The organism is Pseudomonas moraviensis subsp. stanleyae, assembly GCF_036283065.1.
Lineage (GTDB): Bacteria > Pseudomonadota > Gammaproteobacteria > Pseudomonadales > Pseudomonadaceae > Aquipseudomonas > Aquipseudomonas stanleyae.
Map to the genome: position 1 here is coordinate 39,635 of NZ_JAADJI010000004.1, position 18,436 is coordinate 58,070.

14 protein-coding genes and 1 pseudogene are annotated in these 18,436 nt (G+C 61.1%); 7 read left to right on the plus strand and 8 right to left on the minus strand.

What is annotated here, in order from left to right; all coding sequences use genetic code 11:
* Positions 1 to 2: 2 nt before the first annotated feature.
* From GXB78_RS07680 to edd, 8 genes are all read right to left on the minus strand, one after another.
* Positions 3 to 848: a carbohydrate ABC transporter permease gene (locus GXB78_RS07680; protein WP_042607262.1), complete on the minus strand. Its 846-nt coding sequence runs from the start codon at positions 846 to 848 to the stop codon at positions 3 to 5.
* The gene (locus GXB78_RS07685) at positions 841 to 1,749 is read right to left on the minus strand and encodes a carbohydrate ABC transporter permease (RefSeq protein ID WP_042607263.1); all 909 of its coding nucleotides are present in this window, start codon (positions 1,747 to 1,749) and stop codon (positions 841 to 843) included. Before GXB78_RS07685 ends, GXB78_RS07680 begins: the two co-directional genes overlap by 8 nt.
* 119 nt (positions 1,750 to 1,868) lie before the next feature.
* Positions 1,869 to 3,170 (minus strand): ABC transporter substrate-binding protein, encoded by a 1,302-nt coding sequence (locus tag GXB78_RS07690; protein ID WP_329514977.1) that lies wholly within the window; start codon positions 3,168 to 3,170, stop codon positions 1,869 to 1,871.
* A 118-nt stretch (positions 3,171 to 3,288) separates the two neighbouring features.
* Positions 3,289 to 4,548, minus strand: coding sequence for a D-mannose isomerase (locus GXB78_RS07695; protein ID WP_329514978.1), 1,260 nt, complete (start codon positions 4,546 to 4,548; stop codon positions 3,289 to 3,291).
* Positions 4,549 to 4,747: 199 nt separating this feature from the next.
* Positions 4,748 to 6,217, minus strand: coding sequence for an ATP-binding protein (locus GXB78_RS07700; protein WP_329514979.1), 1,470 nt, complete (start codon positions 6,215 to 6,217; stop codon positions 4,748 to 4,750).
* The gene (locus GXB78_RS07705; RefSeq protein WP_039758123.1) at positions 6,207 to 6,938 is read right to left on the minus strand and encodes a response regulator; all 732 of its coding nucleotides are present in this window, start codon (positions 6,936 to 6,938) and stop codon (positions 6,207 to 6,209) included. The genes GXB78_RS07700 and GXB78_RS07705 overlap by 11 nt, the downstream gene beginning before the upstream one ends.
* 179 nt (positions 6,939 to 7,117) lie before the next feature.
* Positions 7,118 to 8,077: a glucokinase gene (locus GXB78_RS07710; protein ID WP_329514980.1), complete on the minus strand. Its 960-nt coding sequence runs from the start codon at positions 8,075 to 8,077 to the stop codon at positions 7,118 to 7,120.
* A complete protein-coding gene (gene edd / locus GXB78_RS07715; RefSeq protein ID WP_071173347.1) occupies positions 8,074 to 9,900 on the minus strand; it encodes a phosphogluconate dehydratase in 1,827 nt (608 codons plus the stop codon). Before edd ends, GXB78_RS07710 begins: the two co-directional genes overlap by 4 nt.
* 220 nt (positions 9,901 to 10,120) lie before the next feature.
* On the opposite strand from edd, the gene gap reads away from it, so the two are divergent.
* The 7 genes and pseudogenes from gap to GXB78_RS28115 all read left to right on the plus strand — a co-directional run.
* On the plus strand, positions 10,121 to 11,122 hold the full coding sequence (gene gap, locus GXB78_RS07720; protein ID WP_016773526.1) for a type I glyceraldehyde-3-phosphate dehydrogenase: 1,002 nt from the start codon (positions 10,121 to 10,123) through the stop codon (positions 11,120 to 11,122).
* Between the two features lie 199 nt (positions 11,123 to 11,321).
* Positions 11,322 to 11,849, plus strand: coding sequence for an RNA polymerase sigma factor (locus tag GXB78_RS07725; protein WP_329514981.1), 528 nt, complete (start codon positions 11,322 to 11,324; stop codon positions 11,847 to 11,849).
* A gap of 110 nt (positions 11,850 to 11,959) precedes the next feature.
* Complete coding sequence (locus GXB78_RS07730; RefSeq protein WP_329514982.1) at positions 11,960 to 12,925, plus strand: FecR family protein; 966 nt, start codon at positions 11,960 to 11,962, stop codon at positions 12,923 to 12,925.
* A 122-nt stretch (positions 12,926 to 13,047) separates the two neighbouring features.
* A complete protein-coding gene (locus GXB78_RS07735) occupies positions 13,048 to 15,633 on the plus strand; it encodes a TonB-dependent receptor (RefSeq protein ID WP_329514983.1) in 2,586 nt (861 codons plus the stop codon).
* A gap of 111 nt (positions 15,634 to 15,744) precedes the next feature.
* Complete coding sequence (locus tag GXB78_RS07740) at positions 15,745 to 16,341, plus strand: biliverdin-producing heme oxygenase (RefSeq protein WP_329514984.1); 597 nt, start codon at positions 15,745 to 15,747, stop codon at positions 16,339 to 16,341.
* Positions 16,342 to 16,493: 152 nt separating this feature from the next.
* Positions 16,494 to 16,904 carry a YbaN family protein gene (locus GXB78_RS07745; RefSeq protein WP_329514985.1) on the plus strand — a complete coding sequence of 137 codons (411 nt, stop codon included), beginning with the start codon at positions 16,494 to 16,496 and terminating at the stop codon, positions 16,902 to 16,904.
* Positions 16,905 to 17,345: 441 nt separating this feature from the next.
* Positions 17,346 to 18,353: pseudogene (locus tag GXB78_RS28115) on the plus strand (PDC sensor domain-containing protein); the annotation flags it as partial.
* Positions 18,354 to 18,436: the final 83 nt, after the last annotated feature.

An 18,436-nucleotide genomic window follows, 5' to 3' on the forward strand; every position in this document is an offset into this window, starting at 1 on the left:
GATTACCCCTTGACCGCGCCGGCCGTCAGCCCGCGCACGAAATACTTGCCTGCGACCACATAGACCAGCAGGGTCGGCAGGCCGGCGATCATCGCCGCTGCCATATCCACGTTGTATTCCTTGGCGCCGGTGCTGGTGTTGACCAGGTTGTTCAGCGCCACGGTGATCGGTTGCGAATCACCGCTGGAGAACACCACCCCGAACAGGAAGTCGTTCCAGATCTGGGTGAACTGCCAGATCAGGCAGACCATGATGATCGGCGTCGACATCGGCAGGATGATGCGGCGGAAAATCGTGAAGAACCCGGCGCCATCCAGGCGTGCAGCCTTGACCAGCGCATCGGGAATGCTCACGTAGTAGTTGCGGAAGAACAGCGTGGTGAACGCCAGACCGTAAACCACGTGAACGAAGACCAGGCCGGTGGTGGTGCTCGCCAGGCCCATCTTGCCAAGGGTGAACGAGGCCGGCAGCAGCACGGTCTGGAACGGCAGGAAGCAGCCGAACAGCAACAGACCGAAAAACAGCTGCGAACCCCGGAAGCGCCACATCGACAGCACGTAACCGTTCAACGCACCGATGGCGGTGGAGATGATTACGGCCGGTACGGTGATCTTGATCGAGTTCCAGAAGTAGCCATCAACCGTGGCCCAGGCCTTGACCCAACCGATGCCGCTGACCACGGTCGGCCAGCTCAGCAGGTTGCCGGTGCTGATGTCTTCCGGTGTCTTGAAGCTGGTCAGCAACATGACCACCAGCGGCACCAGATAGAGAAACACCGCGAAGATCAGCACCGCATAGATTGCGATGCGGCTCAAGCTGATAGCGGGTTTGGCAGCGAGACTAGTCATTACGCTTGGTCCTCAGCTCGGAGTACAGGTAAGGCACGATGATCGCGAGGATCGCACCGAGCATCAGAATCGCACTGGCCGAGCCCATGCCCATCTGGCCGCGACTGAAGGTGAAGGAATACATGAACATCGCTGGCAGGTCGGAGGAATAACCCGGCCCGCCGGCGGTCATTGCCGCAACGAGGTCGAAGCTCTTGATCGCGATGTGCGCAAGGATCATCACCGCACTGAAGAACACCGGACGCAGGCTTGGCAGCACGACTTTCCAGTAGATGCGCGGCATGCTCGCGCCGTCGATCTGCGCGGCACGGATGATCGATTGATCGACGCCACGCAGGCCGGCGAGGAACATCGCCATGATGAAGCCCGAGGCTTGCCACACAGCGGCGATCACCAGGCAATAAACCACGCGATCCGGGTCGATCAGCCAGTCCAGACGGAAGCCTTCCCAGCCCCAGTCACGCAACAATTTGTCCAGGCCCATGCCCGGGTTGAGCAGCCATTTCCACGCAGTACCGGTGACGATCATCGAGAGCGCCATCGGGTACAGGTAAATGGTGCGGATAAAGCCTTCGCGACGGATGCGCTGGTCGAGGAACACCGCCAGCAACACGCCGATCACCAGGGTGATGCCAATGAACATGCCGCCGAACACGGCGAGGTTCTTGCTCGCCACCCACCAGCGATCGTTGTCGAACAACCGCGCGTATTGCGCCAGACCGGCCCACTTGTAGTTGGGCAGAAAGGTCGACGTGGTGAACGACAGAATGAACGTCCACAGGATGTAGCCATAGAAGCCCACCAGCACGATGAACATGCTCGGCGCCAGCACCAGTTTCGGTAGCCAGCGCTGCAATGCATCGAACGGCGAGGCCTTGCTGAACACAGCAACAGAACTCATGAGCAAATCCAGAAAAGAAAGAGAAGAACAGCTGCAAGCTGCAAGCTACAAGACCAACAGCGCGCAAGCCTTTAACTTGCAGCTTGAAGCTTGAAGCTTGCAGCTCGCCGCCAAGGCGCTTATTTAGCCGACTGCACTGCCGCGCCAAGTTTCTTCGCCGCATCAGCCGGGTCGGCTTTCGGGTCGTTGATGTAGTTGGTGACTACGTCAAAGAACGCGCCCTGCACGGCCAGCGTGGTCGCCATGTTGTGCGCCATGCTTGGTTGCAGGCCGCCGGACTTGGCGTCCGCGAGGAAGTCCTTGGCAGCGGTCTGTGCGCAGGAATCGAAGCCGAGCTTGTCCATGTTGTTCAACATGTCGTTGCGTACCGGGATCGAGCCTTTGTTGATGCTGAAGACTTTCTGGAAGTTCTCACCCAGCACGACCTTGGCGATGTCCTGCTGACCGGCCGCCGTGCCTGCGTCCTTCTGCTTGAACACGGCCAGCGAGTCGATGTTGTAGGTGAACGCCTTGTCGGTGCCCGGGAACGCTACGCACTCGTAGTCCTTGCCGGCGACTTTCTTGGCGGCGGTCCATTCGGACTTGGCCCAGTCACCCATGATCTGCATGCCGGCCTTGCCGTTGATGACCTTGGCCGCTTCGAGGTTCCAGTCCTGACCTTTGCCGTCAGCGTCCATGTAGGTCGCGACTTTTTTCAGCTCGGTGAGCGCCTTGACCATTTCCGGACCGGTCAGCGCCTTGTTGTCGAGATCGACCAGGGCTTTCTTGTAGCCGTCCACGCCCATGACCGAGAGCACCACGGCTTCGAACACGGTGCTGTCCTGCCAAGGCTGACCGCCGTGGGCGAGCGGAATGAAGCCCGCGGCTTTCAGCTTGTCGCCGGCAGCGTAGAATTCTTCGAGGGTGGTTGGATTCTTGGTGATACCGGCTTTCTTGAAGACTTCCGGGTTGATCCACAGCCAGTTGACGCGGTGAATGTTCACCGGCACGGCCACGTAATCACCGTCGTACTTCACGGTATCGGAGACTTTCTTGTCGAGCAGGCTGTCCCACTTTTCCGACTTGGCGACGTCTTTCAGCACGTCGGTGTCGAGCAGTCCGGTCGACGCCCATTCCTGGATGTCCGGGCCTTTGATCTGCGCAACGCCAGGCGGGTTACCGGCAACGGCGCGGCTCTTCAGCACGGTCATGGCAGTCGCACCGCCACCACCGGCGACAGCGCCGTCCTTCCAGGTGAAACCGTCTTTTTCGACTTGGGCCTTGAGCACATCAACAGCGGCTTTTTCGCCACCGGAAGTCCACCAGTGCACGACTTCGACCGAACCTTTGGAATCGGCAGCGGAGACACTGAACGGCAGGATTGCGAGCGGGAACAGGGAGGTGACAGAAATGACAGTAGCGAGGCGAGAAATCGCATTCATTCGAGATGTACCTTTCTTGTTGTTATGCATTGCAAGTCTGGTGCTTGCGCTGCACGGAGTTTAAACAGAGCGTTTCGCTTCGCAGGTAACGAAGGGACGCGTAAATGTCACGACATGGTTACACAGGAACAGGCCGAGATAACCGCGCCAAAGCCGTGGCCATGCTCGGCGCCAGCGGCAACCGCGGAATCAGCACAGCCTGCCAGGCGTGATAAAGATCGGGCTTGCCCGGCCAGATATCGGCACTGGGCACATTCTGTGGATTGAGTTCGTGGTGCCAGCTGCCGTTGCAGCGGTCGATGAAATTCGTCTCACAGAATTCCCAGAACAGTCGGTACCAGCTTTCGTATTGCGCGTCGCCGGTGCGTTTGAGCAAGGCACTGGCGGCGGCGCTGGCTTCGGCATGCGTCCAGTGCAGGCGATGGCGGACCACGGCCTGGTTATCCCAGTCGAGGGTGTAGACGATGCCCGGCGCACCATCGACATCCCAGCCGTGGCGGCAAGTGTTTTCAAACAGCTTTTGCGCATCAAGGGCCAGCCAGCCCGGCGTGAGCATACCCGCCTGCCCCCGCGCGGCTTCGAGGTGCAGAAGCAATCGCGCCCACTCGAAACCATGGCCCGGCGTGGTGCCGTAAGGACGGAAACCGTCAGCAGGATTGTCGTGGTTGTATTCGCGCAGCGGCTGCCAGTCGCGATCGAAGTGTTCGATGACCATGTAATCATTGGCCGCCGCGTGACCGTGGATCACCCGTTCAACGATGCGCTGCGCGCGCACCAGCCAGCGCGGATCCTCGGTGACATCGGCCAGCGCAAGGAACGCTTCGGTCGCGTGCATGTTGCTGTTGGCGCCGCGATAGGCTTCTTCTTCGCTCCAGTCGCGATTGAAGAATTCGCGCATGGCGCCCTCTTCTTCGCTCCAGAAATAGGTGTCGATGATGTCGATCGCATCATCGAGCAAGGCCTGGGCGCCGGGCCGTTGCGCGACCACGGCGGAACTGGCGGCGAGCGCGACAAAGGCATGCAGATAGGCGTTCTTGCCGGTGTTGTCGTCGCGGTGTTCGGCCACCGCAAACCAGCCACCGTGCAACGCATCACGCAGTGGCCCGCGCAGAGCGGCGATGCCGTGGTCGACCAGCTCGGCAAACCCCGGCAGCCCCTGAATGTGGGCCATGGCGAAGCTGTGGGTCATGCGCGCGGTGTTCATGGTTTCGGCTTGCGCGTGCGCCGGCAAATGGCCGCGCTCGTCGAGATTGCCGAAACCTTCGGGCAGCTTCGCCGCCTTGGCGAAATCCAGCAGACGCAGGCCTTCGGCGGCGAGCCATTGCTGGTGGGCAGGGGCGTTCAGCCAACTGCTGAAGTCTGGGTGAAAGGTGTCCATGGAGTGACCCTTTTTTGTTGTTAGGACTGCGGGCAGTCTAAACAACGGGCCGGGGCGGGCTTGTAACGAAGGGGACGGTGTTTGTCACTGGCTTGTGACATTAGCAAAGCAAAGTCAAAAGATCGCAGCCTTCGGCAGCTCCTACATGGAAATGCATTCCCAAATGTAGGAGCTGCCGAAGGCTGCGATCTTTTGATCTTCAATCTACCGAGCGCGGCAACTGCAACGTCACTCGCAACCCGCCTTCACGCAGGTTCTGCAGCGTCACCTCACCGCCGTGGCTGTGGGCAATGTTGCGCGCAATACCCAGACCGAGTCCGTAGCCCTGCTGCTGCCCCGCCAGGCGGAAGTGCGGTTCGAACACCTGCTCCAAGCGCTGCTGCGGTACGCCCGGCCCTTCGTCATCGACGTGCAGGACAAAGGCGCTGTCATCGTCATCAATGTGCAGGTGCGCGTTCTGTCCGTATTTCAAGGCGTTGTCGATCAGGTTGCCGATGCAGCGCTTGAGCGCCAGCGGTTTGCCCGGATATGCCGACAGCGCGCGGCCATGCTGGGTTACGCGGCCATTGCCGTTCGGCGCCAGATACGGCTCGACCAGGCAATCGAGGACGTGATTGAGATCCACCGGCTCGATGTTCTCGTGGATGTCGGTGTCTTTCACGCATTGCAGCGCGCCCTTGACCAGCAGCTCCAGCTCATCCAGATCGCGGCCGAACTTGGCTTGCAGTTGTTCGTCTTCGAGCAGTTCGACGCGCAAACGCAAGCGGGTGATCGGCGTGCGCAGGTCGTGGGAAATCGCGCTGAACAACTGGCTGCGTTCGGTCAGGTAACGGCTGATGCGTTCGCGCATGGTATTGAACGCGCGGCCGACTTCGACCACTTCACTGCCACCGCCCTCCGCCACTGGCTCGACATCGGCGCCCAGCGACAGATCCCGCGCCGCCCGCGCCAGACGCTTGAGCGGGCGACTCTGCCAGTGCACCAGCAGGCCGATGAACAGCAACAGAAAACCGCTGGTGAGGACGATGAACCACACCTGCTGCGCCGGCAGGCCTTGCTCTTCGAGACTGGTGTACGGCTCGGGCAGCAACGAGGCGATGTACAGCCACTCGCCCGGGGCCATCTGAATTTGTGTGACCAGCACCGGCGGGTTCACCGGTTCCAGGGTCAATGCGTAATGCGCCCAGGAGCGCGGCAATTCATCGAGTTTCAGTCCGGCGTTGAAAATGCGCAGGTCTTCGGGGCTGACAAAGGTCACCGAAATATCCGTGTCATGGCCGAGGGACTGGCGCAGCACTTCGTCCACCGCTTGCATCACCGCGGCTTTGCGCGGCGTTACTGGCAGCACGTCCATGCCCAGCGGCTTGTCGTTGAGGGTCACGACAAATCGGGTGCCGCCCATGCTGCGCAATTGATCGAGCACCAGCGGGCGATAGGCCACCGGCAAGGAACGGAAATAACTGACGCTGGCGGTCATCGAATGGGCCAGGCTGCGGGCACTGGTGACCAGGCCTTCGAGCTGGGTGGCGCGCAGTTGCGAAACCCAGATCACACTCGACAACGTCTGTGCGAACAGCACCGCCAGCAGGGTCAGCAGTAACATCCGCCCGAGCAGCGAACGCGGCACCGGCACGCGGCCGGCGAACTTGCGCAGTGACTCAGTGAGCATTGCCGGCAACCACATTGGCTGCCAACTGGTAACCGCTGCCACGCACTGTGCGAATCAGTCGTGGCGGTTTTTCGGTGTCGCGCAGGCGTTGGCGCAAACGGCTGACGGCCATGTCGACGATGCGATCGAGCGGCATCAGATCGCGGCCACGGGTGGCGTTGCCGATGGTGTCGCGGTCGAGGATTTGCTGCGGGTGGTCGAGAAACAGTTTCAGCAAAGCGAAATCGGCGCCGGAAAGAATCACTTCCTCGCCGTCGGTGTGGAACAGCCGATGGCTGACCGTGTCCAGGCGCCAGTCGTCGAAGGCCAGCACTTCACTGCCGCTGCGTTCGTGGGCGAATTGCGCGCGGCGCAACAAAGCCTTGATGCGCGCTTGCAGTTCGCGCGGGCTGAACGGTTTGCCGAGGTAGTCATCGGCGCCGAGCTCGAGACCGATCACCCGGTCGGCTTCGTCGGAACTGGCGGTCAGCATGATGATCGGCACCTGCGCCTGGCGCGGATGCTGGCGCACCCAGCGGCACAGGCTGAAACCGTCTTCGTCGGGCAGCATCACATCGAGGATCACCAGATCGCTCGGCGCCTCGTTGAGCGCCTGACGAAAACCGGCACCATCGGCGGTGGCCCGCACCTGAAACCCGGCGCGGGTCAGGTAGGTTTCCAGCAACTCGCGTATTTCCTGGTCGTCATCGACCAACAATATCGACTTGTTGACTGAGCTCACTTCGAAGGCATCCTTGTTGTTGGAGTTGGGGCGGATTATGCCTTAAGCGCTGATTTTACAAACACCACAAAACCATTGTAGGAGCGAGCCTGCTCGCGAATCGGTTTTACCTTCAACACATTTGCTGACTGATACACCGCTTTCGCGAGCAGGCTCGCTCCCACAGGGGTGATTGCATCTCAGGTTCGGATTGCCTGGTCCAGGGCGACGCCGGCGCCGACCAGGCCGGAATACGGCGCCGTCACCAGCCACACCGGGATGCCTTTGAAGTAATCGCTCATGCAGCCCTTGTCGGCGAAGCAGCGGGCAAAGCCGCTTTCGAGGAAGAAATCGGCGAAGCGTGGAATCACCCCGCCAACGATAAACACGCCGCCGCGCGCGCCGGTGGTGAGCACGTTGTTACCGGCAACGCGACCGAGCCAGCAGCAGAACTGCTCGAGCACTTCCAGGGCAATCGGGTCACCGGCCAGACCGGCGGCGGTGATTGCTTCCGGCGTTTCAAGCTTTGGCTCATGACCATCCACCGCGCAGATTGCCCGGTAAAGGCGCGGCAAGCCGCCGCCGCTCAACGCGGTTTCCGCGCTGACATGGCCGATTTCGTTGTAGATGTGTTGCCACAATTGCGTTTCGCGCGGGCTGCTCAGCGGCAGATCAACGTGGCCGCCCTCGCCCGGCAGCGCCGCAAAGCGCCCGTCGCCGAGATCGAGCAAGGTGCCGACACCCAGGCCAGTGCCCGGGCCGATCACCACCGCCGGGCGCAACGGCTCCGGCGTGCCTTCGCAGACCACGCGGAATTCGCCGGGCTGCAAACGGGTCATGCCCAGTGCCATCGCCGAGAAGTCGTTGGTCAGCAACAACTGCTCGACCTGCAAGGTCTTGCAGAACGCGCTGCGACTCAGCCGCCAGTGATTGTTGGTGAACTTGAATTCATCGCCGCTCACGGGGCCGGCCACCGACAGGCACACCGAACCGATCGAACCCGGCGTCAGGCCGAGCCCGCTCAGGTACAGGCCGATCGCCTCTTCCGGCGTGGCGAAGTCGGCTGTGGCCAGCACCTGAACCGATTGCAGTTGCTGGTTTTGCCACAACGCGAACCGCGCGTTGGTGCCTCCGATGTCACCGACCAAAGCCAGTTTCAATTAAGCGTCTCCAGGGCAGAAGTGAAGGCGCTGGCGCCCTGCTCCGCCGAGCTGAAGGCCATGCGCATGAAGCCAAACAGCTCGCGGCCGCTGCCAATGTTGTTGCCCAACAGGCCCTTGGCAGGTTCGCGCGCTGCAAATTCGGCGGCGTCGACCTTCAGTTCCAAGGTGCCTTTGACGCCATCGACGCGGATGATATCGCCCTCTTGCACCCGCGCCAAAGCACCACCGACATAAGCTTCGGGGCTGACGTGGATCGCCGCGGGGATTTTCCCCGAGGCGCCGGACATACGCCCGTCGGTAACCAGCGCGACTTTGAAGCCGCGATCCTGCAGCACGCCGAGGAACGGCGTCATCTTGTGCAGCTCTGGCATACCGTTGGAGCGAGGGCCCTGGAAGCGCATCACGGCAACGAAATCCTTCTCCAGCAGACCGGCCTTGAATGCGTCCGCCAAGTCCTGTTGGTCCTGGAAGACCATCGCCGGGGCTTCGACGATCTGGTTTTCCAGCGCAACGGCAGAAACCTTCATCACACCGCGACCGAGGTTGCCTTCCATCACTCGCAAGCCGCCCTCTTGCGAGAACGCACGGGACACCGGACGCAGGATGTTTTCGTCGAGGCTGTCGGTCGGCCCTTCGCGCCAGACCAGCTCACCGTTATCGAGGAACGGCTCCTTGGTGTACTGGCTCAGGCCGTGGCCGAGCACGGTGTTGACGTCTTCGTGCAGCAGACCGGCGCCAAGCAGTTCGCGGATCAGGAACGACATGCCACCAGCCGCCTGGAAGTGGTTGATGTCGGCCTTGCCGTTCGGGTAGACGTGGCTCAGGGTCGGGACGACTTCGGAGAGGTCGGCCATGTCCTGCCAGGTCAGTTGAATGCCCGCCGCCATGGCGATGGCCGGCATGTGCAGAGTGTGGTTGGTCGAACCGCCGGTGGCGTGCAGGGCAACGATGGAGTTGACCAGCGCTTTCTCGTCGACGATTTCGCCGATCGGCATGAAGTTGCCGTTCTGCTTGGTCAGGCGCGTCACCTGATGCGCGGCTTCGCGGGTCAGCGCGTCGCGCAGCGGCGTGTTCGGGTTGACGAAAGAGGCGCCCGGCAAGTGCAGGCCCATGACTTCCATGAGCAACTGGTTGGTGTTGGCGGTACCGTAGAAAGTGCAGGTGCCCGGGCTGTGGTAGGACTTCATCTCCGATTCCAGCAGCTCTTCGCGGGTCGCCTTGCCTTCGGCGTACTTCTGGCGAACGTCGGCTTTTTCCTTGTTGGAAATCCCCGACACCATCGGCCCGCCCGGTACGAAAATGGTCGGCAGATGACCGAAGCGCAGCGAGCCCATCATCAGGCCCGGCACGATCTTGTCGCAGATGCCGAGCATCAGCGCGCCGTCGAACATGTTGTGCGACAGCGCCACGGCAGTCGACATGGCGATCACTTCGCGGCTCGGCAGGCTCAGTTCCATGCCCGGCTCGCCTTGGGTCACGCCGTCGCACATCGCCGGAGTGCCGCCGGCGAACTGGCCGACCGAGCCGATTTCGCGCAGGGCATTCTTGATCTGTTGGGGGAAAACTTCGTACGGCTGATGCGCCGAGAGCATGTCGTTATACGAAGACACAATGGCGATGTTCGCCGAGTTCATCATCCGCAGGCTGTGCTTGTCTTCGCTGCCGCAACCGGCCACGCCGTGGGCGAAGTTGGCGCATTGCAGCTTGCCGCGCATCGGGCCGTCGGTGGCCGCGCCGCGAATCAATGCAAGGTAAGCCTGACGCGTGGCGCGGCTGCGGGCGATAAGCCGTTCGGTGACCTCAAGAACGCGGGGATGCATGTGTAGAACTCCAGGCTAACGGATGTGGCGACCTGATTGTCTATGCTGGTCAAACGCCGTTGTTGTTGGAATGACAGACGGTTTCTTTGACCATTCGGACCAGTTGATTCAGGTCACTCGTTGTAGATAAAACAAAATATTGCCACTAAAAAGGCTTGTTTTCTATTTTTATGCGAATAATCTTGTAATTCCAACAACAAAACGACGGCGGCGCTGTTCCATGACTCTTCGAATCGCAATCAATGGTTTTGGCCGCATCGGCCGTAATGTGCTGCGCGCACTGTATACCCAAGGCTATCGTCAGGACCTGCAGATCGTCGCGATCAACGATCTGGGTGACAGTTCGATCAATGCCCATCTGCTCAAATACGACACCGTCCACGGCACTTTCGACGCCGAAGTTGCCCACGATAACGAAAGCCTGACGGTCAATGGCGACCGCATTGCGGTCAGCGCCATTCGTAACCCGGCCGACCTGCCATGGGCCGCGGAAAAAATCGACGTGGTCTTCGAATGCACCGGTCTGTTCACCGACCGCGCCAAAGCCGCCGCGCATATCAGCGCCGGCGCCCGCAAGGTGATCATCTCAGCGCCGGCCAAAGGCGCCGACGCCACCGTCGTCTACGGCGTCAACCACGACATTCTGCGCCAGTCGCACCAGATCATTTCCAACGCTTCGTGCACCACCAACTGCCTCGCGCCAGTGGCGCAGGTGCTGCATCGCGAGCTGGGTATCGAAAGCGGCTTGATGACCACCATTCACGCCTACACCAACGACCAGAACCTCACCGACGTCTATCACAGCGACCCGTACCGCGCCCGTTCGGCCACGCAGAACATGATCCCGAGCAAGACCGGCGCTGCCGAAGCGGTGGGCCTGGTGCTGCCGGAACTGGCCGGCAAACTGACCGGCATGGCCGTGCGTGTGCCGGTGATCAACGTCTCGCTGGTCGACCTCACCGTGCAACTGAAGAAAGAAGCCAGTGCCGACGAAGTCAACGCACTGCTGAAAGCGGCCAGCCAGCATTCGAAAATTCTCGGTTACAACACCTTGCCGCTGGTTTCCAGCGACTTCAACCACAACCCGCTGTCGTCGATCTTCGACGCCAACCACACCAAAGTCAGCGGCAAGTTGCTCAAGGTGCTGGCCTGGTACGATAACGAATGGGGCTTCTCCAACCGCATGCTGGATAACTGCCTGGCGTTGTGTAACGCCGAATAATTGCGGATATCCCCAAACCTGTGGGAGCGAGCCTGCTCGCGAAAGCTTTCTGTCAGTGGATATGGAATTGACTGACACGACGCCTTCGCGAGCAGGCTCGCTCCCACAGGGATATGCATTGCAATCGATGAAATCAGCGCTTGACCATTCAGTTGGATGATAAGCATTATCATTCGCTCGAAATGGATCAGGTCCTCCCGTGAGTCAATCGCGCTTCAACAACGTCTTCCTCGCCCAGCGCACTTCCCTGCTGCGCACGCTGGAACGGATGGTCAACAATCACAGCACCGCTGAAGACCTGTTGCAGGAGACCTACCTGCGCGTGACCCGGGCGTTGAGCGAGCGGGCCATCGATCACCTTGAACCCTTTGTCTTCCAGACCGCGCGCAATCTGGCGCTGGATCATTTGCGTGCGCGCAAGATCCATGCGCGAACCATGGTCGATGACGTTCCCCAAGCCGTGGTGCAGAGCATCGCCGCGCCCGCCAGCAGCGCCGAAGACGCCGCCCACGCCGAACAACTGCTGGAGCGTTTGAACGTGAGCCTCAGCCAACTCAGCCCGCGCCAGCAGCAGATCTTCATCCTCAGCCGCCTGCACGGGCACAGTTATCAGGAAATCGCCGACGAACTGAACGTGTCGCTGAGCACCGTGCAGAAAGAACTGAAACTGATCATGTCGATCTGCATCGGCGTCGCCGAACGACATAACAGCAGCGGCAAGCTTTGAGCTGCAAGCTACAAGTAAAAACAAAAAGCAGTAAGGCATCCGGCTTGCAGCTTGCAGCTTGCAGCTTGAAGCTAGAAACTGCTTCTCGCCAGAAGCCCCGAGGAACCACCGTGACGGATACCCACCGCTCGCCTTCGCCCGATTCGGCGCGGGACGCTGCAGCAGCAATGGACCAGGCGCTGGACTGGCTCATCGTGCTCGGCAGCCCGGACGCGGAACAGACCCGGCAATTTCATGCCTGGCTGGCGGCTGATCCGTTGAATGCCGAGGCGTTCGCCAAGGCCCAGGCGATCTGGGACGGCCCGCAAGTCGCGCTGTGCGCCGAAGCCCTGGCAGCAAAACCGGCCAAGATCACTTTCCTCAAACGCTTGCGTCCGCACTGGAAACCGCTGGCCACTGCTGCGGTGCTGGTGCTCGGGCTGTTCAGTTTCAGCAACCTGCCGATGCGTCTGCAGGCCGATCATCTGACCGTGGTCGGCGAGCGCCAGCGCTTGCAACTGGAGGACGGCTCGAAGGTTCTGCTCAACACCAATTCGGCATTCTCCAGCACCATCAATGACCAGCAACGCGTGGCCCGGCTGTTTCAAGGCGAGGCGTTTTTCGAGATTGCCAGCGGGCGCAATCTGCCGCTGGAGATCGACGCCGGCCCGGTAACGGCCAGTGTGCACGACACTGCATTTGCCGTGCGCAATCTCGACGGGGTCGCGCAAGTGAATGTGCAGCGCGGCGATGTCGATCTGCGCGCCACCCACAACGATGCCCGCGTGCGCCTGCGTGCTGGGGAAAGCATTCGCATCGGCCCCAACGGTTTTGATCGCCCGGCCAAACTCGACAGCAATACCGATCTGGCCTGGGTTGAAGGCCGCCTGGTGTTCGAGAACTGTCCGCTGAACCAGGTGCTCGCCGAGCTGCGCCGCTACTATCCGGGCTGGATCATCAACAACAACGAGCAACTGGCCGACGTCGCCGTCACCGGCAATTACCGTCTCGACCAGCCGCTCGACGTGGTCCGCTCCCTCGCCCACATCACCTCGGCGCGACTGCAGGAATTCCCGGCGCTGGTGATCTTGAACTAAATGAGAATTATTTTTACTCGATAGCCAACGGTAGTACGTCTCGTTATAGCCAATGCAATTGATTCGCATCTAACCATGCCGATCAGCACCTATAAAGATTCGTGCGACACGGAGCGCTATCGATGTCCTCACGCCTTACCCGCCAGACCTCTTCCCCTTCCCGCGTACTGTCGCTGCTGACCGCGGCCATTCTCATGGCCAGCACCGCGCCGCTGCTGGCAGCTGCCGAGCAACCGGCGCGCAACATGGGCAATTACGCGTTCGCCATTGGCCAGCAACCGCTGGTCTCGGCACTGAACGCCTTTACCGCCGTGACCGGTTGGCAGGTCGGCTTGCCGGCAGAGCTGGGGCAGAACGTTTCATCGCCCGGCGTGCGCGGTTCGCTGCCGCCGGAGAAAGCCCTGGAGCGCCTGTTGGTGGGGACCAACCTGAGCTTTCGCAAGCTGGGCAACAACAACATCGTGCTGGAAAAACGCAGCGGCAGCGGCACGCTGAATCTCGATCAGGTGACCATCAGCGCCACCCGCCAGGAACAGTCGGTCAACAGCGTGCCTTCAACAGTCAGCGTGCATGATCGCGTTGAACTCGATCGCAACAACGTCAACACCATCAGGGATCTGGTGCGCTACGAGCCGGGCGTTTCCGTCGGCGGCGCCGGCCAGCGCGGCGGCATCAGCGGCTACAACATTCGCGGTATCGACGGCGACCGCATCCTGACCCAGGTCGACGGCGTGGAAATCCCCAACGGTTTCTTCAACGGCCCATACGCCAAGAGCCAGCGCAATTACGTCGACCCGGAAATCGTCAAGCGCGTCGAAATCCTCCGCGGCCCGGCCTCGGTGCTGTACGGCAGCAACGCCATCGGCGGCGCGGTCAGCTATTACACGCTGGACGCCGACGACATCATCAAACCGGGCAAGGATGTCGGCGCACGTCTGAAAAGCGGCTACAGCTCCGCCGACGACAGCTGGCTGAAATCCGCCACCGTCGCCGGGCGCAGCGGTGAGTTCGACGGTCTGCTGCATTACAGCCAGCGCGACGGTCACGAAAGCGAATCCTTCGGCAGCCACAACGGCACCGGTCTGGACCGCACCGCCGCCAACCCGGAAGACGTGCGCACGAGCAACGTGCTGGCCAAGCTCGGCTGGAACTACAACGACGATTCGCGCCTGGGCCTGACCTACGAGAAATACAAGGACGATCGCGACACCGATCAGAAAAGTGCCTACGGCGGCCCGTACTTCAACGGCGCGCCGACTATTCCAAGCAGCGTTCTGCCCGGCGGCATGTACCAGTGGCGCACCGGTAACGACACCATCACCCGCGAGCGTTTTGGCATCGAACACTCGTTCGCCCTCGACAGCCTGCTGGCAGATAACGTGAAGTGGAGCCTCAACCACCAGATCGCCAAGACCGACCAGAGCACCGAAGAGTATTACTTCCCGATCACTCGTAAAGTACTGCGTACCCGCGACACGATCTACGAGGAAAAGCAGTGGGTGTTCGACGCGCAACTGGACAAGGCGTTCGCCATCGGTGACACCGATCACCTGCTGACTTACGGCACCACCATCAAACAGCAGAAAGTCACCGGCTCGCGCAGCGGCGACGGCACGTGCGTGGCGGTCGGTCGCGGCTGCACGGCGATTGGCGCGACCAGCGCGGCGGACGTGCTGGCCAAGGCCACTGATTTCCCCGATCCGACCATCAACACTTACAGCCTGTTCGCTCAGGATCAGATCAGCTGGAACGACTGGACCTTCCTGCCGGGCCTGCGCTACGACTACACCCAGCTCAAGCCGCACATCACCGAGGAATTCCTCAACACCGTGAATGCCGACGGCAAAGGCACGGTCAGCGACAAGAACAAGACCTGGCACAAAGTCTCGCCGAAATTCGGCCTGACCTATGCGCTGACGGAAAACTACACTTGGTACGGCCAGTACGCCGAAGGCTTCCGCACGCCGACGGCGAAAGCCCTGTACGGGCGTTTCGAGAACAACACCAGCGGCTACACCGTGGCGCCCAATTCCGACCTTGAGCCGGAAAAAAGCAAAGGCTTCGAAACCGGCCTGCGCGGCAATTTCGAGCAGGGTTCGTTCGACGTCGCGGTGTTCTACAACAAGTACCGCGACTTCATCAATGAGGACGCGGTCAAGCCGGGTGATGACCAGTTGACCTTCCAGAGCCACAACATCAAGCGCGCCACGATCAAGGGCGCGGAAGTCAAAGGTCGCTTGAATCTGGATGCCTTCGGCGCGCCGCAAGGCCTCTACACGCAAGGCTCGATCGCCTACGCCTACGGGCGCAACAACGACAACGGCGAGCCGATCAACAGCGTCAACCCGCTCACCGGCGTGTTCGGCCTCGGTTACGACCAGGACACCTACGGCGGCCTGCTGAGCTGGACCGTGGTGAAGAAGAAGGACCGTGTCGACGACAGCAACTTCAAATCGCCGGACGGCGTCAGCAGTCAGTTCAAGACCCCGGGCTTCGGCATTCTCGATCTGGCCGGCTACTACAAAGTCACCAACGACGTCACCGTCAGCGGCGGCCTCTACAACCTCACCGACAAGAAATACTGGCTGTGGGATGACGTGCGCGGTTACGACAGCGTCGGCGAAGCCTCGGTGACGCAACCGGCCAACCTCGATCGCCTGACCCAACCGGGACGCAACTTCGCGATCAATCTGATCTGGGACATCTGATCCCGCCGGCCTCACTGCGCACGTTATCGCCGCGCAGTGAGGTTTTTTTACTGTCCGGCGCCCGCCCGTACGTCTTGTTATCAAGCGCCTCATTTATCAAGGACACCCCCAATGACTGCCTCGGAAAAAGCCCTGCGTTCGCAACGCCTGAACCAGATCACCCATGAGCCGCACAGCAAACTCGATGCGCTGGTCAAAGCCCACGCACCATTCGAAACCCGCGCCAGCTTCGCCCGTTTCGTCGTTGCGCAATACCTGTTCCAGGCGGAACTGGTCGAGCTGTACAACGATGCTGAACTGACCGCGATCGTCCCCGACCTGCCGGCCCGCTGCCGCGCCGAAGCGGCCAAGGCTGACCTCGCCGACCTCGACAGCGAAGTCCCGGCCCCGGTGGCCGGCGCCCTGAAAAACCCGAGCAAGGCGCGCGCACTGGGCTGGATCTTTGTTTCGGAGGGTTCCAAGCTTGGCGCGGCGTTTTTGATCAAACGCGCGGTGGCGCTGGAGTTGAGCGAAACCTTTGGGGCCAGGCATTTGGCCGAACCGCAAGGTGGCCGTGCCGAGGGCTGGAAGAGCTTTGTGCGCACCCTCGACGCGCTGCAGTTCACGGCAGAGGAAGAAGCCGAAGTGGAGCAAGGCGCGCTGGATGCGTTCAACCGCTTCACCGTGTTGCTGGAACGGGCTTATGCCGTCGAAGCCGAACCTGCCTGAGAGCCACGCTTAACCGGTGTAGGAGCTGCCGAAGGCTGCGATCTTTTGATCTTCAAAGCAACATCAAAAGATCGCAGCCTTCGGCAGCTCCTACAGGGGTTGCCGTAAGTCTGTAAGATCCCCGTTCCGCTCCAGAAGCCGCCGCTGAGCCCATGCCCGCACCCGCCCCATCAAAACTCGTCCGTCTGCTGTTCGCCCTGCTGGCCTATGTCAGCCTCGGCATTGGCCTGATCGCCATTGTCGTGCCCGGCCTGCCGACCACCGAGTTCATCCTCCTTGCCGCGTGGGCGGCGACCCGCAGTTCGCCGCGCCTGAGTGCCTGGCTGGAAAACCATCGTCTGTTCGGGCCGATCCTCAGTAACTGGCGCAACGGCAAGATCATCGCGCGCAAGGCCAAGCTCAGTGCCACCGTGAGCATGCTGCTGTGCGCAACGTTGATGCTGGTGCTGCTCGATCACGGCTGGCCGATCTATCTGGCGATCGCCGGGATGGGCTTGGGCAATCTGTGGATCTGGTCGCGACCGGAAACAGCCGCTGCCGTCACGAAACATTCCTGTAATTAAAGACTTTTCAGCACTTTCCCCTGCGCAAACGTTTAGCTGCGACCGTCTGTCGGCGAGCGCCTCATGCCGTCTCGCTTGACGCCGATGAGCATTGAATGGCGCTGAATGGATTTGGCAAACCGGGCTGCGGCCCAGGCCACCTGTTTATTCCATTCGCGAGATCGCCCCATGTTCGACGCTCTGTCCATTCGCCTGAAAATCGTCCTGCTCTCCGGCCTGTGCCTGCTCGGAGTGGTGGCGCTGATTGTCAGCATGAACATTTACCAGACCAACCAGAACGACGAACTGGTCAGTCAATCCAGCAACCAGTTGCTCACCGCCAGCGTGCAGAACCTGTTGCAGGCCAAGGCTGCCGAGCAAGCGGTGCGCGTGCAGAAAACCTTTGGCGAAAGCCTGCTGGTGGTCACCGCCCTCGCCGACCAGATCAAGGATCTGCGGGCGATGGCGGCCAAGCGTTCGCTCGAAGCCGGTGCGGTTCGTGAAGAGTTGAACCAGAACCTGAAAACCGCCTTCGAGCGCAACGACAAAGTGCTGGGCATCTGGCTGGCTTTCGAACCCGACGGCCTCGACGGCAAGGACAGCGAATTCGCCAACGACGCTGCACGCCAATCCAACGAAGCCGGGCGCTTCGCTTCGTACTGGAGCCGTGCCGCCGGCGCCGCGCTGAACACGATCATGGTCGAAGATGACCTGACCAAAACCACCCTCAGCGTCAGCGGCACGCCATACAACAGTTGGTACACCTGCCCTCGCGACAACAAGCGCACCTGCCTGCTCGACCCGTATGCCGACACCGTCGGCGGCAAGGAAATGCTCATGACGACCATTTCCGTACCGCTGCTGATCGACGGCAAAGCCATCGGCGTGGTTGGTGTCGACATCGCGCTCGATGCCTTGCAAGCCGCCGCCGTCGACTCGCAACGCAGCCTGTTCAACAACGCCGGGCACATGTTGATTGTTTCCGGCAGCGGTGTGCTGGCGGCTGACAGTGCTGACGCGACGCGGGTCGGCAAAAAAATCAGCGAGACCCTTGGCGCTGACGGCAAGGACGTATTGCAACTGGTCGGCAGCGGCACCGCGAAAATTCTCGAACAGGGCGATTTGATTCGCGCGGTTTACCCAGTCGATCCTATCGGCAATTCGCGCGCTTGGGGCGTGGTCATCGACCTGCCCGAACACGTGCTGTTGGCCGATTCGGTCAAGCTGCAAGCGGTGCTCGATGACGCGCAACAAACCGGCGTGATCACCGCGCTGCTGGTCGCGGGCGTGGCCGGTCTGGTCGGCCTGCTGCTGATCTGGCTGACCGCCTCCGGCGTCACCCGTCCGATCAACAGCGTCGCCGACATGTTGAAGAACATCGCCAGCGGCGAAGGCGATCTGACCCAGCGGCTGAATTACAGCAAGAAAGACGAACTGGGCGAACTGGTGAACTGGTTCAACCGCTTCCTCGACAAGCTGCAACCGACCATCGCGCAGATCAAACAGAGCATCACCGAAGCCCGTGGCACGGCTGACCAGTCTTCGGAAATTGC